The organism is Pseudomonas sp. Marseille-P9899 (assembly GCF_903166565.1).
Classification (GTDB): Bacteria; Pseudomonadota; Gammaproteobacteria; order Pseudomonadales; family Pseudomonadaceae; genus Aquipseudomonas; species Aquipseudomonas huaxiensis.
The window spans coordinates 490,471-510,863 of sequence record NZ_CAESCG010000002.1; the positions used below are offsets into that span (position 1 = coordinate 490,471).

Below are 20,393 nucleotides of genomic sequence, written 5' to 3' on the forward strand. Positions count from 1 at the left end.
GTACCCAAGGATCGTCGATGTTCAAAGTGCTACGCAGTTGGCTGCACCGCTATTTCTCCGACGAGGAAGCCGTGGTGTTGGCGGTCCTGTTGTTTCTCGGGTTCACCGCCGTATTGACCCTGGGCGGCATGCTTGCTCCGGTGCTGGCGGGCATGGTCCTGGCGTTTCTGATGCAGGGGCTGGTGAACGCCCTGGAGCGTCTGCGCGTGCCCAGCAAGGTCGCGGTGGGTTTGGTCTTCACCCTGTTCATGGGGGCGCTGGGCGTGTTCCTGCTGGTGTTGGTGCCGTTGCTCTGGCATCAACTGATCACGCTGTTCAACGAGTTGCCGGGCATGCTCGGCAAATGGCAGTCGCTGCTTCTGCTGCTGCCTGAGCGCTACCCGCACCTGGTATCCGATGACCAGGTGCTGCAGGCCATCGAAGCCATGCGCGGGGAAATCGGCAAGTTCGGCCAGTGGGCGTTGACCTTCTCGCTGTCGAGCCTGCCGCTGCTGGTCAATGTGATGATCTACCTGGTGCTGGTGCCGATCCTGGTGTTCTTCTTCCTCAAGGACCGCGAGACCATTGCGCGCTGGGTCAGCGGCTATCTGCCGCAGGAGCGTGCGCTGATGACGCGGGTGGCCGAAGAGATGAACCGGCAGATCGCCAATTACATTCGCGGCAAGGGCATCGAGATTCTGATTTGCGGCGTGGCGACCTACATTGCCTTCGTTGCCCTCGGGCTCAACTACGCGGCGTTGCTGGCGCTGCTGGTGGGGCTGTCGGTGGTGGTGCCTTACGTCGGTGCGGTGGTGGTGACGGTGCCGGTCACCCTGATCGCGCTGTTCCAGTGGGGCTGGGGCGACCAGTTCATCTACCTGATGGCCGTCTACGCAATCATCCAGGCCCTGGATGGCAACGTGCTGGTGCCCTTGCTGTTTTCCGAAGCGGTGAGCCTGCACCCGGTGGTGATCATCTGCGCAGTGCTGCTGTTCGGCGGGCTGTGGGGCTTCTGGGGGATCTTCTTCGCCATTCCACTGGCGACGCTGTTCAAGGCCGTGCTGGATGCCTGGCCTCGTCGTGAGCCCGCAGTGGCACCGTTGCTCTGAAACAAGACGGGGCATGTTCGACATGCCCCGTTTGATATTCACGCCTTGTTCAATTCTTCCGCTGCGGCAAGCACCGCGGCCACATGACCCGGCACTTTCACGCCGCGCCATTCCTTGTGCAGCACGCCGTTCTTGTCGATCAGGAAGGTGCTGCGGTCCACGCCCAGGTATTCCTTGCCGTAGAGCTTCTTCAGCTTGATCACGTCGAACAGTTGGCAGATGGCCTCGTCCTTGTCGCTGATCAGCTCGAAGGGGAATGCCTGCTTGGCCTTGAAGTTCTCGTGGGACTTGATGCCATCACGGGAAACGCCGAACACCTCGGTGTTGGCGGCCTGGAAGGCAGCATACTGATCGCGGAAGTCCTGGCCTTCGGTGGTGCAACCCGGCGTGCTGTCCTTCGGATAGAAATACAGCACCACCTGACGGCCTTTCAGGGTGGCAAGGCTGACCTGCTGGCCGCTGGTGGCCAGCGCCTGGAAATCGGCGACGGGTTGGTCGAGTTCAACGGCCATGGGCAATCTTCCTTACATCGGGTTCTGTGGGCGCCAAGGTTCGATCAGCGCATCGAGGTTGAGCGCGTCGGCGAAGTCCAGGAACTGGTCACGCAGCCAGCTGATCTGGGTGCCGGCCGGCAGGGTGACGGTGAACGTGGCATTGAGCATGGTGCCGCCGGTCTGCGGTGCCTGATAGGTATCGCAGGTCAGGCTTTCCAGTTCGACATTGTGGTCGATGAAGAACTGGCACAGCTCATTGACGATGTCGGGGCGGTAGGCAGCGCTGACATAGGCGACATACGGCAGCGACAGCGGACGCACTTCCAGATCGGCGCTGCGCACCACGTTGACGATGAAGCCGTGCTTTTTAGCCAGGCTCGGCAGCGCGCCTTCGAAGCGCGCCAGGGCATCCCAGTTGCCGGTGATCTGCAGAATCAGCGCGCTGCATTCGCCGTGGCGGCTCAGACGAGAGGTCACCACCGAGCAGCGACTGTCGTTGCTGGCCCGGCAAAGGATGTTGGTCAGTTCCATCGGGCTTGGGCCCAAAGCACTGACGACAAGGAATTGTTCGCGGACGGTGGGGGTGGACATAGCATTCCTAAAGCGATGAGCGGTCGGTACTTGACGGGGTGAACAGGCTGTTCAGCGTGCTCCCGGGCCTCTGGATCGAGGCGGCGGACACTGTCGGGGCACGTTGTCGGCAGCCCGGCAGGCCGCTATGTACCGATCAAAGGACGAAGGGTAGCGAAAATGGCCGCCGAGGGGAATGCTCTGCCCGCCTGCGTCGCTTGTGCAAGCCCGATGGCGCCAGTACCATTACCGCTCTCTTTTTCCGGCAGGAGCAGCTTCATGATTGCGGGCAGTATGGTGGCATTGGTCACACCCATGGATGCACAAGGGCGTCTGGACTGGGACAGCCTCAGCAAACTCGTGGACTTCCACCTGCAGAACGGTACCCATGCCATCGTCGCAGTCGGCACCACCGGCGAGTCGGCAACCCTCGATGTGGAAGAGCACATCCAGGTTATCGAATTCGTGGTCAAGCGCGTCAATGGTCGCATCCCGGTCATCGCCGGTACCGGTGCGAACTCCACCAGCGAAGCCGTGCACCTGACCCAGAACGCCAAGAATGCCGGCGCCGATGCCTGCCTGCTGGTGGTGCCGTACTACAACAAGCCGACCCAGGAAGGCCTGTACCAGCACTTCAAGCACATCGCCGAAGCCGTCGACATCCCGCAGATTCTCTACAACGTTCCCGGCCGCACCTCCTGCGACATGCAGGCCGAGACCGTGATCCGCCTGTCCACCGTGCCGAACATCATCGGCATCAAGGAAGCCACCGGCGACCTGAAGCGTGCCAAGTCCATCATCGACGGCGTGAGCGAAGACTTCCTCGTGCTGTCCGGCGATGATCCGACCGCTGTCGAACTGATCCTGCTGGGCGGCAAGGGCAACATCTCGGTGACCGCCAACGTCGCCCCGCGTGAAATGGCCGACCTGTGCAACGCTGCACTCGAAGGCAAGGCTGACGAAGCCCGCGCCATCAACGAAAAACTGATGCCTCTGCACAAGCACCTGTTCATCGAAGCCAACCCGATTCCGGTGAAGTGGGCTTTGGTTGAAATGGGCCTGATGCACCAAGGCATCCGCCTGCCGCTGACCTGGCTGAGCGACTCCTGTCACGATACGGTACGCCAGGCCATGCGCCAGTGCGGCCTGCAGTTTTAATTGAGGACGTACACCGCATGAAGCGATTGGCTGGTCTTTCCGCCCTTGCCCTGATCATTTCCAGCACCAGCGGTTGCGCTTGGCTCTGGGGCGAGGACGGGTATTTCCGTGACCGTGGCAGCGACTACCTGGAGGCCACTCAAAAGCCGCCCATGCAGTTGCCGCCTGATGTGAGCAACGTCAAGCGTCTCGACCCTCTGCTGCCGATTCCGCGCAACGTCGCGGACGACAACGTCAAGGGTGAATACGAAGTTCCGCGTCCGCTGCCGCTGGCGGCCAGCGCCGACGCTACCGATTTCAGCCTGCAGAAGAGCGGCGCCGCTCGTTGGGTTCTGGCCCAGCGCGCTCCGGCCGAAGTCTGGCCGGTTGCCCGCCAGTTCTTCGAGGACAACGGTTTCCGTATCGCCGAAGAGCGTCCGCAGACGGGTGAGTTCAACACCACCTGGCAGCGTTTCGACGAGCTTTCCGCCTCCATGGCCGAGCGCCTGGGCGGTGCCGCCAGCAGCCGCGACAACGAGGTCCGCGCGCGGGTCCGTATCGAGCCGGGCGTGCAGCGCAACACCAGTGAAGTCTATGTGGTGACCGTCGAGCGTGCCGCCGGCAGCAGTGCCGAGCAGGAATTCCCGGCCCGTTCGACCAACTCCGGCGTCGACGCCGTACTGGTCGACGAAATGCTTGCCAGCATGACCCGCAGCGCCGAGAAGGGCGGTTCGGTGTCCTTGCTCGCGGCCCGTGATTTCGATGCACCTAGCCGTGTCAGCCTGAGCGAAGACGGTAGTGGTAACCCGGTTCTGAACCTCGGTGCCGATCTCGATCGCGCCTGGTCCAGTGTCGGTCGTGCCCTGGAGCACGGCGAATGGCGCGTTGAAGACATCAACCGCAGCCTGGGCTTGTACTACATCAACCTGGCCGAGAAAGCCGAGCCGAAAAGCGAGCCTGGTTTCTTCAGCCGCGTCTTCGGCAGTGCGCCGAGCAAGGAAGAGATCGAAGCCCGTGCCGAGCGCTATCAGGTTCGCCTGAGCAAGGTGGGCGACAGCGTCCAGGTTACCGTCGAGAAGAACATCAATACCGTGGCCCCGGCCGATGTGGCCCGTCGCGTACTGAGCGTCATTCAGGACAACCTGGGTTAAGTGCGCTTCGCGGTACTTGGAAGCGGCAGCCAGGGAAATGGCACGCTGATCAGCAGTGGCGACACGCACGTACTGGTCGATTGCGGATTTTCCCTGCGTGAAACCGAGCGGCGCCTGGCGCGGCTCGGTGTATCGCCAGACATATTGAGCGCCGTGCTGGTGACTCACGAACATGCCGATCATGTGCATGGGGTGGGGTTGCTGGCACGGCGCTACAATGTTCCGGTCTATCTCAGTCGTGGCACTTTGCGCGGGTTGCGCAAACCGCTGGAAGCGACAGGGTTTCTCGCGGCGAACGATACGTTCGACGTGGGCGCCCTCAGCATTCGTGCGGTGGGTGTGACGCATGATGCGCTGGAGCCTTTGCAGTACGTGTTCACGGATGGTCGACGGCGCCTCGGCGTGCTGACCGACCTGGGCTCGTACGACACGACTTTGCTGGACCATTACCGGGGCCTGGATGCCCTGCTGATCGAAGCCAACCATTGCCGTGACCTTCTGGCACGGGGGCATTACCCGCAGTTTCTCAAGCTGCGGGTTGGCGGCGATTACGGACATTTGAACAACCATCAGGCCGCGCGCCTGGTGGCGGAGTTGGGGTGGGAAAATCTGCAGCACCTGGTGCTGGCCCACCTCAGCAGCAAGAACAACCTGCCACAGCTGGCCCGGCAATGTTTCGTCGATACCCTTGGGTGCGACCCGGACTGGCTGCAAGTGGCCAACCAGGATTGTGGGCTCGACTGGCGCGAAATCGTCTAGCCCCCTCTCATTTAGCAAGCGGAGCCCATCATGGAAAAACGTGAAGAACTCTACCGCGGCAAAGCCAAGTCGGTTTACAAGACCGACGACGCTGACCGCTTGATCCTGCTGTTCCGCAACGACACCTCTGCCTTCGATGGCAAGCGTATCGAACAGCTCGACCGCAAAGGCATGGTGAACAACAAGTTCAACGCCTTCATCATGCAGAAACTGGAAGAAGCCGGTATTCCGACCCAGTTCGACAAGCTGCTGGGGGACAACGAATGCCTGGTCAAGAAGCTGGACATGATTCCGGTCGAGTGCGTGGTGCGTAACTTCGCTGCTGGCAGCCTGGTCAAGCGCCTGGGTGTCGAGGAAGGCATCAAGCTGGAGCCTTCCACCTTCGAGCTGTTCCTCAAGGACGACGCGAAGGGTGATCCGTTCATCAACGAATCCCACGTCGTTGCCTTCGGTTGGGGTACCGCCGAACAACTGGTGAAGATGAAAGCCCTGTCGTTGAAGGTCAACGAAGTGCTGAGCAAGCTGTTCGACGACGCTGGCCTGCTGCTGGTGGACTTCAAGCTGGAGTTCGGCGTATTCCACGGCGAAATCGTCCTGGGTGACGAGTTCAGCCCGGACGGTTGCCGCCTGTGGGACAAGGAAACCCGCAAGAAGATGGACAAGGACCGCTTCCGCCAGGGCCTCGGTGATGTGATCGAAGCTTACGAAGAAGTCGCAAAACGCCTGGGCGTGCCGCTGTAATTCGGCACGTTCGCGCAAGCATCTGAAAGCACGCGATTTTTTTCATCCAGGGGCTTCGCCTTTGGCAAAAGTGCTGGTATGATGCGCGCCATTGGAGAGATGCCGGAGTGGCCGAACGGGACGGATTCGAAATCCGTTGTACTGGCGACAGTACCTAGGGTTCAAATCCCTATCTCTCCGCCATATTAAAGGCCCCGAGCGCTTATAGCCCTCGGGGCCTTTTTCATTTGGGGGAAACGAAAAGAATATCAGCTGCGGAAGTAAGCTATGCCGCGCTCTTCTTTTTCAATGTGCAACCCTGCACCGGCTGCAACCCGCAGTGATGCTTTATTGTTCGTCTTCACTTCAGCTTTGAATGGTCCGGCAACCTCTCTCATGACGAGCCTGAGCATTTCTTTCGCCACACCAGTCCCTCTTGCTTCTGGAGCCACTGTCCAGGACAACTCGGTCTCCACGCCATCGCAATCGGCGCGCACAGTCCCTACCCGGGTGCCTGACTTTTCTGCGATGAACAGTGCCCTGTCGGGATTTTCAAGCACTTGCTCCAGCCATGCCATATGACCTTCCACGTCTACCGGTTCGGTGCAATGGCTAGCCTCTCTTGTGGCGTCGTCGTTTCGCCAATCAAGCAACGCTTGCCCATCTTCCAGCGTGGCGCGTCTCAGCGAGATATGTACATCCATTTACGTTACCTCTGATATTGCCGTGTGTTTTGCGAATAGCAGTCTGTCGCAAAGCAGTTGGTTGCACCACTGAGTCGCATTAGCAGCGTCCATATTTTCTTCGCTCCCCCTTCATTCCTCCACTCGTATCAGCCGCCCTCCGGTGTGATGGCCCTGGGCTGCTTTGCAGCCTTCGCGAGCAAGCTCGCTCCTACACTGTAGAAGCGAGCTTGCCGGGGCGCCGAACCGTCGAGAAGGGCGTTAACAGGTTTAACTGACTGGCATTTGGCTATTAGCGGCTTTTCAGTATGCGAACTTTATATTTACAGTAATGTAATGTTCGGGTAATAGTCATGATAATAAAGGTTCTGAAATTTTCGGGGAATCACTACTTCTCTCAGCGTCTTTTGAAATAACTTACATGTCTCGGTTTATTGTTCTGGTTTCTTATTGATTCGGAAATATCGGATTACCATTGCTTGATTGTTCTTTTGTTTGCAAAAGAACCTAATGGCCGCCGAATCCATTTCCAGAGATTAATGACATGACTGCTGTTTCCATTCTCGGCGCCGGGCACTGTGGCTGTGCCTTTGTCGCAGACCTCTCTCATCGCAATATTGAAACGCTGTTATATGCGCACCCCCAACACAGCGGCAACCTCGATAGCATCGAGGCCGCGGGTGGATTGACCTCATCGTTGGTGCCCGGTAGTTGTTTTCAACCGAAACTGAGCACTTCCATTGCCGAGGCGCTTGCGTTTTCCCGCTTCCTTGTCATCACGGTTCCCGCCTATGGTCATATGACCCTCATCGATGAGTTGGCTGAATTCGATTTGAGCCGGCACGTTGTCATTTGTATTACCGGTAACTTCTTCAGCCTTGTCGCGCGACGCAAGCTGAATGCCAAGGCAATCATTGAAACCAGTACGTCTCCCTATGCCTCGCGCTTTGATGATGGTCATGTGCGTATTACAGGGATAAAGAAAACGCTTCCCGTCGCGTCCCTGCCCGTGGCGCTTGATGCAACTGTCCGGCGCGATATCGAGGCGCTATTTCCGATGCCGCTGGACTGGCGGGGCAAAGTGCTGGAAATCGGGCTTTCCTGCGGCACCCGCGGCATTCATCCGGGTCCTGCCTTGATGAACGCCGGCTGGGTCGAGACCTCTGGCGGGGATTTCTATTTCTATCGGGAAGGGATATCGGCTTCGGTTGGCAAGGTGGCCGAACAACTCGATCAGGAACGACAAGGCATCGCGCGTGGTTTTGGCCTACACACCCGTCCAGTGGTGGACATCCTCAATGGCTTCTATGGTCGCTCGTTTACCAGTTTCAACGAGTTCGCCAGCAATTCGCCTGAGCACAATTCCTTGCACATGGCGCCGGACCATATGCGTCATCGCTTCGTTTCCCAGGATGTTCCCTATGTGCTGGTGCCCTGGTTCGAGCTGGGCCAGCGTATTGGCGTGGACTGCTCGATGATTGGTTCGATCATTCGCCTGGCATCCGCGGTCAACAACACTGACTACCTGGCACAAGGACGCAACCTTCGCGCCCTCGGCCTGGAAAACGTCTCGCGGGACGAGATTCTCGCCAGTGTCGGCGCGGAAAGCGCAGGGCTATGAGTGCAGTCAGGCGCGCGATTATCTGCAAGTTGCTTTCAGCGCTGCTGATTGCCGGGATGTACGGTTTGATCAAGGGATTGGGACAGGATTACCCGGTGGGCCAGATCCTGTTCGTACGCAATCTGTTTGCGTTGATCCCGATCCTCTTGCTGATCCATTACCTCGGTGAGTGGGGCGCGCTACGGACCCGCAATGTCGGGGCGCATTTACGCCGCTGCACCTTTGGTACCGCCTCGCAGGTGCTCTGTTTCGCCGCGGTGGGTTTGTTGCCACTGGCCACGGCCACCGCCCTGACCTACACGGCGCCCCTTTTCATCGGGCTGTTTGCAATGCTGTTTCTTGGCGAGTCGGTGAGCCGTGGAAGATGGCTGTCCTTGCTGTCCGGTTTCCTCGGTGTCTATCTCATCGTGCTGCCGAGCGCGGGCAGTGTCGAGCCGGGCGTACTGATCGCTCTGGCGGGAGCCATCGCCACAGCCGCCGCCTTGCTATCCATCCGCTCCATGGCCAGTGAAGAAAAGGGCACTGCAGTGGCGTTTTACTTCACGGTGTTTGGTGCAGTGGCGGGGGCGCTGTCGTTGTGGTTTGACAGCGTTGTGCCTTCGCTGGAGGAGTTGCCGGTGCTGGTGGCAATCGGGTTGTTGGGCGGTGCGGCGCAGATCCTCCTGACGTTCGCCTACCAGAATGCGCCCGCCACGCTGATGGCACCCTTCGAGTACTCGACTCTGGTCTTTGCCAGCCTGATCGGATTCCTGGTCTGGGCCGATGTCCCGGCTGGCAATGAACTGCTGGGCATCGCGGTAATCGTCGGAGCGACGACCTGGCTGACCCTGCGCGAGCGCAAGGTCGGGGCTTGAGGGAGTGGGGCAGGTCTCAGAGGTCCAGGCGTTCGGCAATTTTCCTTGAGAGCAATGCGGCACCATCGCCCTCGGGGACCAAGTGGTCGTAGTCGCCAAAGTGTTCGTCGATAAAGTCGGCGTCGGCGTAGCAGTCGAGGATGTTCATGTTGAAGCTGGGACGTAGGCAGTCCATCAGTTGCTGCAATTCGAACGCACCGCGGAACAGATAGGACGCGTCCTCGCCGGCGACAAGCTGGTAATCGCGGTGCATCGGTGGAATTACCAGCAGCACCCGGTGACCGCGCTCGGCGGCCAGCATCAGCAACTGAGCCAGGTACTGATTGCCATCTTCCTTGCGGTTGAGCCGCAGGTGATCCTCGACCCGCTGCTGCACGCTGTAGTCAGCTGGCATGAAGGCTTTCTGGTGTTGTGGCAAAAAACCGGACTTCCCGCCGAGTGTGTCGTCGATGCCTTCCAGGCGGCCTTCCAGTTGGGCTGCAATCGTCGTCAAATGCGCATCGTCATAGCGCTGCCCAAGCCGGAACACTTCGTTCATCAGCGGTGCTAGGGTTTTTTCGCTGGGTGACTGTTCCAGCATGTTGCCGGAGGAGAACAGCGAGTAGAAGACGATCAGCGTGTCCAGGTTCGGTGCCTGGCTGGCGGCGTATTGGTAAAGCGCCAGGGAATGGCGAAAATCCTGGGAGCGGCTGCACAGGTTGAATGAGCCGGGGCAATACGCTGGATCGAACGCGAAGTCGCCGTGGGACGACCCGAGGGCGAGGCGGGTGATGCTGTGCTTTTCCTGTTGGAACATCGCGCGCTTGGCAGCGAAATAGGCGATCAGGCCCGGCAAGGGATTGCTGTTGTCCATCAGCTGTTCTCGGTGGAATAGGTATCGCGCACAGACTCGACGCTCGGGGAATGCTCGGTGATGAAACCACGTTGCATCGACTTGTGCAGGGTGAATGGATGCTTGGGCTGGATTAGCGTCGGCCGTCGATCCGCAAAAATCTTGCCCGACTGCCCGGAGTTCCGTCTGGTTGCACCAGTGGCAATGTTAAGGTGGGCGCAGTATACAGGCCCTTTAGGCCTGACTCACTTTTGCGGTCCTTGGAGACCACGATGCAGAAAATTGTGATTTTCGGGGTGCTGGACACCGCGCAACTGGCGCACTACTACCTGAAAAAAGATCCGACGGTGGAGGTAGTCGCTTTCACCGTGCACGGGCGTTACATACCGGAGTCGAAGCAATTCGAAGGCCTGCCGGTCGTGCCGTTCGAAACCCTCGACGACTGGTTCCCCAGCAGCGATTACAAACTCTTTGCCCCCATGACCGGACGCAAGATGAACCGTCTGCGCGAGTCGGTATATCTGCAAGGCAAGGACCAGGGTTATGACTTCATCTCCTATGTAAGCCCGAAGGCTACGGTCAATGACAATGTCATCGGCGAAAACTGCTTTATTCTCGAAAACAGCGTTCTTGAGCCGTTTGCGGTGATCGGCAACAACGTGGTCATCTGGAGTGGCAGCCATGTCAGCCACCATGGCGAGATCAAGGACCATGTGTTTCTGGCGCCCCGGGTGGTTCTGGCCGGCCACTGCCTGGTTAACGCGTATGCCTGGCTCGGGGCCAATTCAACCGTCATCAACCACTGCACCATCGGTGAAGGTACTTGTGTCGGCATGGGCGCATTGATCACCCAGGACACGCAACCTTGGCAGTTGTATATCGGCGCGCCTGCGCGGGCGGTCAAGAGTAGTCAGGAACTGGATTTCTAGTGCATGCAGTCCGCTGACTCTATCGCGAGCGTTGTCGTGCCCTGAGCCTCAAAGGGAGTACGCAGCCAGGTGCGGCGCGATGCCGTCGGGGCCGACTTCCATCAGCGCATCGATGATCGACAGATAAGGCGTGAAGCCTTCGCCACGCTGCGGGTAGGGCCGCGAGTGCATGGCAATGAAGCGCAGGTCTATGCCTCGCTCCGCGAAAGCTGCCGGCTCATACAGCGAGCGCCCGCCTTGGGCATTGATGTAGGTCGTCGCCTGCTCCTGGCGACAGATATCAAGGATGCGCGCTTGCGCTGTCAGCGGACTGTTTTCGTAGACCTGGCTGCTGGGCACGATCCGCGTTTTCAGGTCCATGAAGCCGGCGAGGGTACGCAACTGGTGGGTGAGGAATCCGGCCAGGTTGCTGTCGTCGTGGGTCAGGATTTGCTCGACCACCGGAAACACCTGATCGAAACAGGGCGCTTTTCGGTAGGCCATTTCCAGCGTGCGCAGCAGGCGCCGCTGCCACTGTGTGTCGGGAGCGATCTCGATATCGCAGATCTTGCGGTTCTGCGAGGCCTGCAGCAGCGGCAGGGTGATCAGCCCCGGCGCGTTGTTGATGAGGATCCGGTTGCGATTGATCCAGCCGCGATTGATGTAGTTCACGTCGTCGTAGACCACGAAGCAGTCCGACGCGTGCAGCAATTGCCAGTAGCCGATGTAGGGAAACAGGTACGGCTGCATGATCGCCACGGCTGTCATGCGTTGGTCCCGGCGATCAGCCCGATGATGAAGTCCACGGTCTCGTGTTCCAGATTGGGGTAGATCGGCAGGCAGATCACCTGTCCCACCACGCGGTTGGCCACCGTCAGGTTGGCGGGGTTGGCCGATGGCAGGTCGCGGTACATCGGCAGGTTGCTGAGCAGCGGCTGGAAGTAGAGACGACCATGAATCTGGTGTGCGGCCAGGTGTTCGAACAGGACGTCTCGCGCCAGCGGATAGGACGGTTCGACGAGAATCGGGAAATAGGCATGATTGGCCAGGTGCTCGCCGACACCGTCGATACAGCGGATGCCGGCGACCTTGGCTAGCCCCTCGCGGTAGCGCTGGTCGATCAGCCGGCGCCGGTCCAGGGCCTCGATGAGGTGTTCCAGTTGCAGCAGGCCGAAGGCGGCGTGGATTTCGCTCATCTTGCCGTTGGTGCCGACGAACTCCACCGTGGCACCGCCGGGAACAAGGCCGAAGTTCTTCAACTGATCGACACGGCGCTTGGTCGCTTCGTCGGGGCAGATGATGGCACCGCCTTCAAAGGTGCTGAACACCTTGGTGGCGTGGAAACTGAGCACCGACAGGTCGCCGTGGCGCAGCAGACTACCGCCTTCATCACGCACGCCGAAGGCATGGGCCGCGTCGTAGATGACCTTGAGTCCGTGGCGTTCGGCGACCTGGCGGATGCCCTGAACGTCGCAGGGATGGCCGTAGCAGTGCACCGGCAGGATTGCCGTTGTGCGCTCGGTGATGGCCGCCTCGATCCGTGCGGGATCGATGTTCATGGTGCTCGGATCGATATCGACGAACACCGGCGTGAGGTGGTTCCACAGCAACGAATGGGCAGTAGCGACGAAAGAGTAGGGCGTGGTGATGACTTCGCCGCTGAGCCCTGCCGCCTGCACGGCCGTAATCAGCGCCTGGGTGCCGTTGCAGAACAGCGATATGTGCTTCACGCCCAGATAGTCGCAGAGCGCGGCCTCAAGGCGTTGTTCCATCGGGCCGCCGTTGGTCAGCATGCGCCGGTCCCAGATTTCCCGCAGGTAGGGCATGAACGCTTCCAGGTCGGGAAGCGCGGGCTGGGTGACGAAAATGGGTTCTCTGTCGCTCATGGGTTACGCATCGTCATAAAGGGTTTCCGTGGTCGCCGACAGGTGTCGGTCGACCTGCCTTTCGGCAGCGCTGTACATGGCCTTGGATGTTCAGAGCGGTTGGTCGAATTCATGACGGGCCCAGAAGCTGCGCATGATGTCCCAGCAGCGTCGCGACTCCTCCTGAACCAGACCAGCGTAAAGCACCTGACATTGCTCGGCATGATGGCGGAAGCTGCTCAGCGGCTCTATCAGGTACACCGTGTTGCCCTTCAAGGCGAGGTTGATGAAGATCGCCACGTCAGGTGCCCACGGGATGGGCTGTTCATCCACGGACAGGAAGTCCGGGGTGACATCGATCATGTCTTCGCGCCGGAACATCACGGTGGTCGGCTCGCCGACGAAGTTGAGATACGACTGCATCAGCGCGGTGCCCAGCGACAGCCCCTCGATCATCGAGTCGCTGGCCACCGGTGCCCGGGTCGCGGCGATATCCGGCAGCGGCGCATTGTGCTCGTCGATGCGCTGACGCTTGGAGGTCACCAGGCTGATATCCGGGTAGTCAGTGAAACTCTTGATCATGCGCTCCACGCATTCGAGGTCGAGCAGGTCATCGTCGTTGAGGAATTTGATGAACTCACCGCGGGACTCCTTGAGGCAGAGCAGGTGGTTGAGGCGGCCGATGTCCTTGCCCGCATCCGGGTTGCGCACATAACGGATGCGCGAGTCGAACTGGCCGTACTCGGCGGCGATCTCTTTGATGGCATCGGTCGGGCAGTCGTCGCAGATCAGGATTTCCAGGTTGCGGTAGGTCTGGTTCAGCGCGCTTTCCAGAGCCTGGTGCAGGAATGTGGTTCTGTAGGTCGGCATGACGATGCTGACCAGCGGCTCGTCGCCAGCGGCCAACTGGCGCAGTGGTTTGCGGAACTCCAGAACCAGTTGCCCCGGCGCGTCGGACTCCAGGCCGCTGAGGGCCGGGTCGCTGCTCGCGCCTGGCGCGGTGTTCGCCAGCGGCTCCAGGCCGATCATCTTGCAGATTCGCGTCAGTTCCGCTTCGTCGTAGATCCACGCCTGTTGGCGCAAGGCGTTGTTGAAGCGCTCGCCGCGGCTGACGCCCGGCGCCGTTGGATCGGGCCGGTCGCTGAGGTAATTGTCGATCAGCGCCTTGAGGTCAGTGGTGACCAGGCGGATCACGCCGCCCGGTTGCAGCACCCGGCGGCACTCGTGCAGCAGGCGAATGCCCTGATTGCGGCCTAGGCGCTCAAGCAGATGAGCACTGTAGATACCCGGAACCGTGCCGCGCTCCCAAGGTAGCGCCTTGCCCTGTTCCAGGTGCAGGTCGGCGCCTGGTGCGTCCAGGTCGATATTGAAAAAGCCCTGGCGTTGGTGATCGGCACAACCGAGGTTCAGGTAGATAGAGTGCATAGTTATCGCTTCGAATTTGGCGTGATGTTCAAGGGCCGGGACCCTAGGCTCTGTATGAAAAGCCTTGAGACGAAGGTCAGGCAAGGCGAAAACAGCCGAGGAAGCGCAGTTTACGGGTTGTAAATGAGCATTCCGAGGCTGTTTTCAACGCAGCATCACCGAGTATCAAGGCTTTTCATACAGAGCCTAATCACTGTGTCGGCAGCGTGGGCGGGTTCATGACCACGACAGAGGTTGTCGAGAATATCTGATTTTCCGCCAGGCCCGACAGGCGCAGCTTAACGAAGCGGCCATTGCCAAGAGGTGATGGCATTTTGCTTGACGACCGTTGCGCCGGCCCTAGACTGGCCGCATTCCAATGGAAGTCGGGTAGAGGGGCCAGGGTATGGATTCCAGGTTTTCCCGGGATGGCGCCGCGCGCCGCCCGGCGTTCTCGCGTTTGCCGGTCCCGATCGACCTGCCACCCCTGCTGGCGGCGCTCGCAGCGCTGGATGAGCACCTGTGGCAAGGGCATTTCAACCAACGCTATTTCGAAGGCGACTGGAGCGGTATTGCGCTGATCTCGTCGGCGGACGCTACGGGTGAACTGACCCACGGCGACGGCCCCGCGGTCGAGCGCCAGCCCTGGTTGCGCGACTCGCGCTGGCAGCAAGGTCTGCGCGGGTTGCAACTGGATATCCGCAACGCCCGGCTGATGCGCCTGGGGCCGGGCGGGCATATCCACGAACACCGTGACTATGACCTCGGCGGGCCGGATGCCGACATGCGCCTGCATGTGCCGCTGCTCACCCCCACGCAGGTGGACTTCATGCTCGAAGGCCGGCGGGTACCGATGGCCGCGGGCGAGTGCTGGTTTCTCGATCTGGACCGCCCGCACAGCGTGCAGAACCACGACAGCAGCCCGCGCATTCACCTGGTCATCGATTGTCGTCCCGGGCCTTGGCTCGACGCCGCGATCGACAGTGGGCTGGCCACGACGCCTGCGGCTGGGGTGGGCCGTTTTGCCCAGGCTTTCGCCGATTTCGCCGGCTGGCTGGAACGCAACCCGCAGGCGAGCGCTACCTTGCAGGCGCTGCGCGACAAGGACACTTTCGTTGAGCGGACGCTGGCGCTGGCGGGCGAGCAGGGCTTCATCTTTGGCCGTGACCAGGTGCGCTCGGCCATGCGCGTCGGACGTGCGCGCTGGAGTGATCAATGGAAAGTCTGAATTTGCAGGGCTGGTTGCCGATCAACGTCTGGCAGGACGGGCCGCAATGGCGCGTGGACTGGTGCTGGTTTGGCCAGCAGCGGCTGGACCAGCCGTTTTTCCGCGACTCGGTGGACGATGCCTTGTCCCTGCCGTTCAACCAGGCCTTCCGCCGGCAGACGTCCCTTGCGGCGTTGAGCCAGTGGCATGCGGAGGCGCCGGGCGTGGCGCCGAGCGCGTTCGTCTATCACGCCTCGCGGTGTGGTTCGACCCTGATCAGCCAGATGCTCGCGCAACTGGACAGCCATGTGGTGGTGTCCGAGCCACCCGCGCTGGACACTTTGCTGCGGGCGGAACTGCCCCGCGAAACACGCTTGGCAGCGATTCGCGGGCTGCTCTCGGCCTATGGCCAGGTGCGCAGTGGGCAGGAGCGGGCGCTGGTGATCAAGCTCGACGCCTGGAACATCCGCGAGCGGCAATGGCTGCGTGAATGTTTCCCCGAGGTGCCGTGGCTCTACCTCTACCGCGAGCCGCTGGAGATCGCCGTGTCCCATGTGCGCCAAGGCGGCATGCAGATGATTCCGGGCATGCTCGGTTCGGCCTGGCTCGATGGCGACCAAGGCGAGAGCGGGCGCGAAGACGAGATCGCCCGGCGCCTCGGCCTGATGCTGGCGGCGGGCCTTGAACACAGCCGCGCGGAGGGCAATCTGCTGGTCAACTACAACGAATTGCCCGGGATCATGGGTGAACACCTAGCAGGCTTTTTCGGCCTCGACCACGAGAGCGCACAACTCGCCTTGCGCGCGGCCGGTCTGCACGCCAAGCAGACGTCGCAAGCGTTCGTGCCGGACAGCCAGCGCAAACGCGACGAAGCGTCAGCGGTGTTGCGCGAGCGAGTCGAGTTCTGGACGCGGCAGTCTTACGAGGCGCTGGAGGCATTGCGTCTGGGAGCGCGCTGACGCGGGGGAGAGGCTCGCCTGCGTCAGCGCCGTGGGCGGAATCAGGGTTTCAGGTGGGAGACGATCTCGTCTTTGATCAGCAGGCGTTCTTTGCGCAATCTGGTGACCTTGTCATCCGGGCTGCCGTCCCGTTCGGCCTCGACCACTTCGTTGTCCTTGCTCAGGTAACGGGCGTGCAGGCTGCCCAGGTGGTGGTCTTTTTTCTTGTGGTCCTCGAATGCTTCCCGGGTCAGTTGCAGGTCTGCGAGTAAATCGTGCTTAACCGGCATGGTGACGGTTCTCCTGAGGTTGAGGGCGTGAATCTTCAGGATAGTTGCCTTTGTCGGGATGGGTAGCTGGAGTAGGCTGTGGCTCTTTGTCCCGCCTCAGGAAACCGAAATGCCCCAACTGCACCTGGAGTACAGCGCCAACCTGCGCACCCTCGATACCGACAAGGCGCTGCTGCGCCTGAACAACGCGCTGGTCGCCAGCGGCCAGTTCAGCGACGAGCTGGATATCAAGAGTCGGGCAGTGGCCCATGAGGCGTTCCGGGTCGGCATCGCGCCGGTCGAACGGGCGTTCGTGCATGTGAAACTGGCGCTGTTGAGCGGTCGCTCGCCGGAAATCAAACGGCAACTCTCCGCCAGCCTGCTGGAGGCGCTGAAGGATGTGGTCCCGGCCCAGGCGGGGGTGGATATTCAGTTGTGTGTGGAAATTCTCGATATTGATCGTGATTCTTATTCCAAAGTACGTTTGCCTGCGTGAAGCCAGTCAAAAACAGCCGCTGTTTCTGAACCGCGGCTGAACGGCGGGCGCGGATTAACAATCCTTCATCCAGAACATTGTTTGTTCGCGCTTTTTTCACGGAAAATTGATGAATGCCTGCTTACAGTTCGCCCGGTAAAAAGGCGGGTGCCGCAACGGCCCTGGCGGGGAACTCTGAATAAGCGAAACGTCATGTTGAAAATAAAGTCGTTGCGTCCCGAATGGGTGACGCTGTTGGCCAGTGTCTATCTGTTGCTTGGTTTCAACTCGGTGCTGTGGGGGCACGTCTCCACGGTCCTCCAGGGCGACAGCCACGCGCTATTGCTGCGGCTGGCGTTCGGTGCATTGCTGTTGTGTGCCTTCAACTTTGTACTGACCCTGCTGACGTTTCGAAGAACCCTCAAACCGCTATTGGCGCTGTTGTTCATTGTCAGTGCCGGGGTGGCGTACTTCATGAATCAATACGGCGTGCTGATTGATATCGGCATGCTGCGCAATACCGTGGAAACCAATGTAACGGAAGTGCGTGATCTGCTCTCGCTGAAGTTGCTTGTTTATATTGTTTTGCTGGGCGTAGTGCCGACGCTAATTTTGTTCAAGACCCCCGTCAACTTCCGCACGCTGCCCCGCGAGTTGTTGCGCAAGTTGTGGGTTGGCCTGGCCAGTCTGCTGATCCTGGCGGCGGTGGCGATGCTCAACTATCAGGGCCTGGCCTCGCTGTTTCGTAATCACCATGAGCTGCGTCTGATGGTGGTGCCGAGCAACTACATCGGCGCTTCGGTGAACTACGTGCGGGAAAAAGTCGGCGGGGCGACCCAGTCGTTCCGCAAGATCGGTGAAGACGCCGCGCTGTCGCCGGCCTGGTCGAGCCATCCCCGCAAATCGCTGACTGTGCTGGTGGTGGGCGAGAGCGCCCGGGCGGAGAACTTCGGCCTGCTCGGCTACAGCCGCGACACCACCCCTCAGTTGGCGAAAGAGCAGGGGCTGGTGGCGTTCAGCAATGTCACCTCCTGCGGGACCGAGACCGCCGTGTCGGTACCCTGCATGTTCTCCGGCATGACCCGCAAGAACTACGACGCCACCACCGCCAAGAACCAGGAAGGCCTGCTCGACATGCTGCAGCGCGCTGGACTTGCGGTGTACTGGCGCGACAATCAGTCCGGCTGCAAGGGCACCTGCGATCGGGTGCACTTCGAAGATGTCAGCAATCTCAAGGAGCCGGGCCTGTGCGCCGACAGCGAATGCCATGACGAAATCCTGCTCAAGGACCTGGCTGCGCGTATCGACGACCTGAAAGAAGACACCGTGCTGGTCCTGCACCAGATGGGCAGCCACGGCCCGGATTACTACAAACGCTATCCGCAGCAGTTCGAACGCTTCACCCCGGTTTGCCATAGCAACGCGCTGAACGAGTGCGACCGGCAGAGCATCATCAACGGCTACGACAACACCCTGACCTACACCGACCACGTGCTGGCCTCGCTGATTGACGTGCTGCGCAGCAAGCAGGACAAGGTGGACACGGCGATGCTCTACCTGTCCGATCACGGCGAGTCGCTGGGCGAATACAACCTGTTTCTGCACGGCACGCCCTACATGGTGGCGCCGGACCAGCAGAAACATGTGCCGATGCTGGCCTGGTTCTCCGACAACTACCGCAGCAGCTTCGGCGTGGATGTCGACTGCCTGAAACAGGAGCGTGACCAACCGCTGAGCCAGGACAACCTGTTCCACTCCATGCTCGGTCTGTTGCAGGTGAAAACCGCCCTGTACAACCCGCAACTGGACCTGTTCGCCGGTTGCCGGCCGAAAGGGACTACCTCCTGAGTCGGATGCAAAAAGCCGCTTCGTCTGCTTCTCTTACAAACCATAGGGAGAGGGCTGTCGGGCGGTTTCCCGGCAGTGGCCTGTGCCGTATATACTGCGCGCCATTGTTCGTGGGAGAGCCTTGTGGCCATCGATATTCACTGGATTTCTGACGACCGCAGCCTGGCGGAGCATTGCCAGCAGTGGCGTCAACTACCCTTCGTGGCACTCGACACCGAGTTCATGCGGGTCGACACCTTCTATCCCAAAGCCGGTTTGATCCAGGTCGGCGATGGGCAACGCGCCTTTCTGATCGACCCGCTGCTGGTCAACGACTGGCAGCCGCTGGCCGAACTGCTCGAAGATCCCGCCGTCACCAAGGTGCTGCACGCCTGCAGCGAAGACCTCGAAGTCCTCCTGCGCCTGACCGGCAGCCTGCCGGCGCCGCTGTTCGACACCCAACTGGCCGCCGGTTACCTCAACCTCGGTTTCTCCATGGGGTACTCGCGGCTTGTGCAGGAAGTGCTGGGCATCGAACTGCCCAAGGGCGAGACCCGCTCCGACTGGCTGCAACGCCCACTCTCCGAAACCCAGATCAGCTACGCCGCAGAAGACGCCGTGCACCTGGCCGAGCTGTACGTGCGCCTGCGTCCGCAACTGAGCGACGACAAGAACGCCTGGGTACTGGAAGACGGCGCCGAACTGGTGCTGCAACTGCGCCGCGATGTCGATCCCTATGAGCTGTACCGCGACGCCAAACTGGCCTGGAAACTCTCCCGCGCCCAGTTGGCGGTGCTGCGCGAGCTGTGTGCCTGGCGCGAGCGCGAGGCCCGGGCGCGTGATTTGCCGCGCAACCGCGTTGTGCGTGAGCACGCGCTGTGGCCGATGGCCCGCACCCAACCGGACAACCTGACGGCGCTGGCCCGTATCGAAGACATGCACCCGCGCACCCTGCGCCAGGATGGCGAGTTCCTGCTGGACCTGATCAAGCGCACCGGCAGCCTGCCGCCGTCCGAGTGGCCGCCGGCGGTGCCCGAGCCGCTGCCGATCGAAGCCTCGGCGCTGCTGAAACAACTGCGGGCTATCGGTCAGGCCGAGGCCGAGCGCCTGAGCATCGCCCCGGAGCTGATGCTGCGCAAGAAAACCCTCGAGGCGCTGCTCAAGAGCGGTTACCCCGACGGCCCTTACCAATTGCCTGATTCGCTGCGTGGCTGGCGCCGCGAGCGGATGGGCCAGGCGCTGCTGGACTGCCTGGCCACTGCTGGAGAAGTCTCGTGAAACGTATCTGCTCGATCTACAAAAGCCCGCGCAAGAACGAAATGTACCTTTACGTGCTCAAGGCCGATGGCCTGGCGCGCGTACCCGAAGGGCTGCTGCCCGCCTTCGGCACGCCGCAACTGGCTTTTGACCTGGTGTTGAGCCCGGAGCGCAAGCTGGCCCGCGAAGACATCACCAAGGTTCTGGAAAACCTCGACCAGCAGGGTTACCACCTGCAGATGCCGCCGCTCGAGGACGAGTACATCGAGCACCTGCCCGAGGAACTGCTGCGCCGCAACGATCCGGTCTGATCCCGTCCCCCTTTTCGTCTCCA

The 20,393-nt window shown here is 60.7% G+C and carries 22 protein-coding genes and 1 tRNA gene; 15 read left to right on the forward strand and 8 right to left on the reverse strand.

Features of this window, described 5'->3' with window-relative positions; genetic code table 11:
- Positions 1 to 17: 17 nt before the first annotated feature.
- Positions 18 to 1,088 carry an AI-2E family transporter gene (locus HWV67_RS11515; RefSeq protein ID WP_095153987.1) on the forward strand — a complete coding sequence of 357 codons (1,071 nt, stop codon included), beginning with the start codon at positions 18 to 20 and terminating at the stop codon, positions 1,086 to 1,088.
- Between the two features lie 38 nt (positions 1,089 to 1,126).
- Here HWV67_RS11515 and HWV67_RS11520 read toward each other — a convergent pair whose 3' ends face one another.
- Positions 1,127 to 1,600 carry a peroxiredoxin gene (locus tag HWV67_RS11520; protein ID WP_175651307.1) on the reverse strand — a complete coding sequence of 158 codons (474 nt, stop codon included), beginning with the start codon at positions 1,598 to 1,600 and terminating at the stop codon, positions 1,127 to 1,129.
- Positions 1,601 to 1,612: 12 nt separating this feature from the next.
- Entirely contained in the window at positions 1,613 to 2,173 is a 561-nt protein-coding gene (locus HWV67_RS11525; RefSeq protein WP_095153985.1) for a glycine cleavage system protein R, read from the reverse strand.
- A 258-nt stretch (positions 2,174 to 2,431) separates the two neighbouring features.
- On the opposite strand from HWV67_RS11525, the gene dapA reads away from it, so the two are divergent.
- The 5 genes from dapA (at position 2,432) to HWV67_RS11550 (ending at position 6,123) form a co-directional block, all read left to right on the forward strand.
- Positions 2,432 to 3,310, forward strand: coding sequence for a 4-hydroxy-tetrahydrodipicolinate synthase (gene dapA / locus HWV67_RS11530; RefSeq protein WP_175651308.1), 879 nt, complete (start codon positions 2,432 to 2,434; stop codon positions 3,308 to 3,310).
- Positions 3,311 to 3,327: 17 nt separating this feature from the next.
- On the forward strand, positions 3,328 to 4,440 hold the full coding sequence (gene bamC / locus HWV67_RS11535) for an outer membrane protein assembly factor BamC (RefSeq protein WP_175651309.1): 1,113 nt from the start codon (positions 3,328 to 3,330) through the stop codon (positions 4,438 to 4,440).
- Entirely contained in the window at positions 4,441 to 5,199 is a 759-nt protein-coding gene (locus HWV67_RS11540) for an MBL fold metallo-hydrolase (RefSeq protein WP_175651310.1), read from the forward strand. It begins immediately after the preceding gene.
- A gap of 30 nt (positions 5,200 to 5,229) precedes the next feature.
- Positions 5,230 to 5,940, forward strand: coding sequence for a phosphoribosylaminoimidazolesuccinocarboxamide synthase (purC, locus tag HWV67_RS11545; RefSeq protein ID WP_095153981.1), 711 nt, complete (start codon positions 5,230 to 5,232; stop codon positions 5,938 to 5,940).
- A gap of 93 nt (positions 5,941 to 6,033) precedes the next feature.
- A tRNA-Ser gene (locus HWV67_RS11550) sits at positions 6,034 to 6,123 on the forward strand.
- A gap of 65 nt (positions 6,124 to 6,188) precedes the next feature.
- On the opposite strand, the gene HWV67_RS11555 is transcribed toward HWV67_RS11550, so the two are convergent.
- Positions 6,189 to 6,623, reverse strand: a complete 435-nt coding sequence (locus tag HWV67_RS11555; protein WP_175651311.1) for a GNAT family N-acetyltransferase — start codon at positions 6,621 to 6,623, stop codon at positions 6,189 to 6,191.
- A gap of 523 nt (positions 6,624 to 7,146) precedes the next feature.
- On the opposite strand from HWV67_RS11555, the gene HWV67_RS11560 reads away from it, so the two are divergent.
- Positions 7,147 to 8,223 carry an NAD/NADP-dependent octopine/nopaline dehydrogenase family protein gene (locus HWV67_RS11560; protein WP_175651312.1) on the forward strand — a complete coding sequence of 359 codons (1,077 nt, stop codon included), beginning with the start codon at positions 7,147 to 7,149 and terminating at the stop codon, positions 8,221 to 8,223.
- On the forward strand, positions 8,220 to 9,077 hold the full coding sequence (locus tag HWV67_RS11565; protein WP_175651313.1) for a DMT family transporter: 858 nt from the start codon (positions 8,220 to 8,222) through the stop codon (positions 9,075 to 9,077). Before HWV67_RS11560 ends, HWV67_RS11565 begins: the two co-directional genes overlap by 4 nt.
- Positions 9,078 to 9,093: 16 nt before the next feature.
- Here the strand turns inward: HWV67_RS11565 and HWV67_RS11570 are convergent, their stop codons facing one another.
- The gene (locus tag HWV67_RS11570; RefSeq protein ID WP_175651314.1) at positions 9,094 to 9,930 is read right to left on the reverse strand and encodes a hypothetical protein; all 837 of its coding nucleotides are present in this window, start codon (positions 9,928 to 9,930) and stop codon (positions 9,094 to 9,096) included.
- A gap of 251 nt (positions 9,931 to 10,181) precedes the next feature.
- Here HWV67_RS11570 and HWV67_RS11575 point away from each other — a divergent pair, with 251 nt between their 5' ends.
- Positions 10,182 to 10,838: an acetyltransferase gene (locus tag HWV67_RS11575; protein ID WP_175651315.1), complete on the forward strand. Its 657-nt coding sequence runs from the start codon at positions 10,182 to 10,184 to the stop codon at positions 10,836 to 10,838.
- 48 nt (positions 10,839 to 10,886) lie between these two features.
- Here the strand turns inward: HWV67_RS11575 and HWV67_RS11580 are convergent, their stop codons facing one another.
- The 3 genes from HWV67_RS11580 to HWV67_RS11590 form a co-directional block, all read right to left on the reverse strand.
- Positions 10,887 to 11,585 (reverse strand): WbqC family protein, encoded by a 699-nt coding sequence (locus HWV67_RS11580; protein ID WP_175651316.1) that lies wholly within the window; start codon positions 11,583 to 11,585, stop codon positions 10,887 to 10,889.
- The gene (locus HWV67_RS11585; protein ID WP_175651317.1) at positions 11,582 to 12,703 is read right to left on the reverse strand and encodes a DegT/DnrJ/EryC1/StrS family aminotransferase; all 1,122 of its coding nucleotides are present in this window, start codon (positions 12,701 to 12,703) and stop codon (positions 11,582 to 11,584) included. Before HWV67_RS11585 ends, HWV67_RS11580 begins: the two co-directional genes overlap by 4 nt.
- A gap of 90 nt (positions 12,704 to 12,793) precedes the next feature.
- On the reverse strand, positions 12,794 to 14,107 hold the full coding sequence (locus HWV67_RS11590; protein WP_175651318.1) for a glycosyltransferase: 1,314 nt from the start codon (positions 14,105 to 14,107) through the stop codon (positions 12,794 to 12,796).
- A gap of 385 nt (positions 14,108 to 14,492) precedes the next feature.
- On the opposite strand from HWV67_RS11590, the gene HWV67_RS11595 reads away from it, so the two are divergent.
- Together HWV67_RS11595 and HWV67_RS11600 are read left to right on the forward strand one after the other, a co-directional pair.
- The gene (locus HWV67_RS11595; RefSeq protein WP_175651319.1) at positions 14,493 to 15,314 is read left to right on the forward strand and encodes an aspartyl/asparaginyl beta-hydroxylase domain-containing protein; all 822 of its coding nucleotides are present in this window, start codon (positions 14,493 to 14,495) and stop codon (positions 15,312 to 15,314) included.
- Entirely contained in the window at positions 15,302 to 16,252 is a 951-nt protein-coding gene (locus tag HWV67_RS11600) for a sulfotransferase family protein (RefSeq protein ID WP_175651320.1), read from the forward strand. The genes HWV67_RS11595 and HWV67_RS11600 overlap by 13 nt, the downstream gene beginning before the upstream one ends.
- A 41-nt stretch (positions 16,253 to 16,293) precedes the next feature.
- Here the strand turns inward: HWV67_RS11600 and HWV67_RS11605 are convergent, their stop codons facing one another.
- The gene (locus HWV67_RS11605; protein ID WP_175651321.1) at positions 16,294 to 16,521 is read right to left on the reverse strand and encodes a DUF465 domain-containing protein; all 228 of its coding nucleotides are present in this window, start codon (positions 16,519 to 16,521) and stop codon (positions 16,294 to 16,296) included.
- Between the two features lie 109 nt (positions 16,522 to 16,630).
- Here HWV67_RS11605 and HWV67_RS11610 point away from each other — a divergent pair, with 109 nt between their 5' ends.
- The 4 genes from HWV67_RS11610 (at position 16,631) to HWV67_RS11625 (ending at position 20,370) form a co-directional block, all read left to right on the forward strand.
- Positions 16,631 to 16,996 (forward strand): 5-carboxymethyl-2-hydroxymuconate Delta-isomerase, encoded by a 366-nt coding sequence (locus HWV67_RS11610; protein ID WP_175651322.1) that lies wholly within the window; start codon positions 16,631 to 16,633, stop codon positions 16,994 to 16,996.
- A 192-nt stretch (positions 16,997 to 17,188) separates the two neighbouring features.
- Positions 17,189 to 18,823: a phosphoethanolamine transferase gene (locus HWV67_RS11615; protein WP_175651323.1), complete on the forward strand. Its 1,635-nt coding sequence runs from the start codon at positions 17,189 to 17,191 to the stop codon at positions 18,821 to 18,823.
- Positions 18,824 to 18,946: 123 nt separating this feature from the next.
- Positions 18,947 to 20,080: a ribonuclease D gene (gene rnd, locus HWV67_RS11620; protein ID WP_175651324.1), complete on the forward strand. Its 1,134-nt coding sequence runs from the start codon at positions 18,947 to 18,949 to the stop codon at positions 20,078 to 20,080.
- A complete protein-coding gene (locus HWV67_RS11625; protein ID WP_175651325.1) occupies positions 20,077 to 20,370 on the forward strand; it encodes a YcgL domain-containing protein in 294 nt (97 codons plus the stop codon). Before rnd ends, HWV67_RS11625 begins: the two co-directional genes overlap by 4 nt.
- The last annotated feature ends 23 nt before the right edge of the window (positions 20,371 to 20,393 follow it).

Coding starts and splice junctions, on each gene's coding strand:
- HWV67_RS11610 (WP_175651322.1), top strand. CDS start 16,631: ATGCCCCAACTGCACCTGGAGTACAGCGCCAACCTGCGCACCCTCGAT.
- HWV67_RS11580 (WP_175651316.1), bottom strand. CDS start 11,585: ATGACAGCCGTGGCGATCATGCAGCCGTACCTGTTTCCCTACATCGGC.
- HWV67_RS11515 (WP_095153987.1), top strand. CDS start 18: ATGTTCAAAGTGCTACGCAGTTGGCTGCACCGCTATTTCTCCGACGAG.
- HWV67_RS11600 (WP_175651320.1), top strand. CDS start 15,302: ATGGAAAGTCTGAATTTGCAGGGCTGGTTGCCGATCAACGTCTGGCAG.
- HWV67_RS11555 (WP_175651311.1), bottom strand. CDS start 6,623: ATGGATGTACATATCTCGCTGAGACGCGCCACGCTGGAAGATGGGCAA.
- HWV67_RS11520 (WP_175651307.1), bottom strand. CDS start 1,600: ATGGCCGTTGAACTCGACCAACCCGTCGCCGATTTCCAGGCGCTGGCC.
- HWV67_RS11570 (WP_175651314.1), bottom strand. CDS start 9,930: ATGGACAACAGCAATCCCTTGCCGGGCCTGATCGCCTATTTCGCTGCC.
- HWV67_RS11615 (WP_175651323.1), top strand. CDS start 17,189: ATGTTGAAAATAAAGTCGTTGCGTCCCGAATGGGTGACGCTGTTGGCC.
- HWV67_RS11585 (WP_175651317.1), bottom strand. CDS start 12,703: ATGAGCGACAGAGAACCCATTTTCGTCACCCAGCCCGCGCTTCCCGAC.
- HWV67_RS11525 (WP_095153985.1), bottom strand. CDS start 2,173: ATGTCCACCCCCACCGTCCGCGAACAATTCCTTGTCGTCAGTGCTTTG.
- HWV67_RS11565 (WP_175651313.1), top strand. CDS start 8,220: ATGAGTGCAGTCAGGCGCGCGATTATCTGCAAGTTGCTTTCAGCGCTG.
- HWV67_RS11605 (WP_175651321.1), bottom strand. CDS start 16,521: ATGCCGGTTAAGCACGATTTACTCGCAGACCTGCAACTGACCCGGGAA.
- purC (WP_095153981.1), top strand. CDS start 5,230: ATGGAAAAACGTGAAGAACTCTACCGCGGCAAAGCCAAGTCGGTTTAC.
- bamC (WP_175651309.1), top strand. CDS start 3,328: ATGAAGCGATTGGCTGGTCTTTCCGCCCTTGCCCTGATCATTTCCAGC.
- dapA (WP_175651308.1), top strand. CDS start 2,432: ATGATTGCGGGCAGTATGGTGGCATTGGTCACACCCATGGATGCACAA.
- HWV67_RS11595 (WP_175651319.1), top strand. CDS start 14,493: ATGGATTCCAGGTTTTCCCGGGATGGCGCCGCGCGCCGCCCGGCGTTC.
- HWV67_RS11590 (WP_175651318.1), bottom strand. CDS start 14,107: ATGCACTCTATCTACCTGAACCTCGGTTGTGCCGATCACCAACGCCAG.
- HWV67_RS11560 (WP_175651312.1), top strand. CDS start 7,147: ATGACTGCTGTTTCCATTCTCGGCGCCGGGCACTGTGGCTGTGCCTTT.
- HWV67_RS11575 (WP_175651315.1), top strand. CDS start 10,182: ATGCAGAAAATTGTGATTTTCGGGGTGCTGGACACCGCGCAACTGGCG.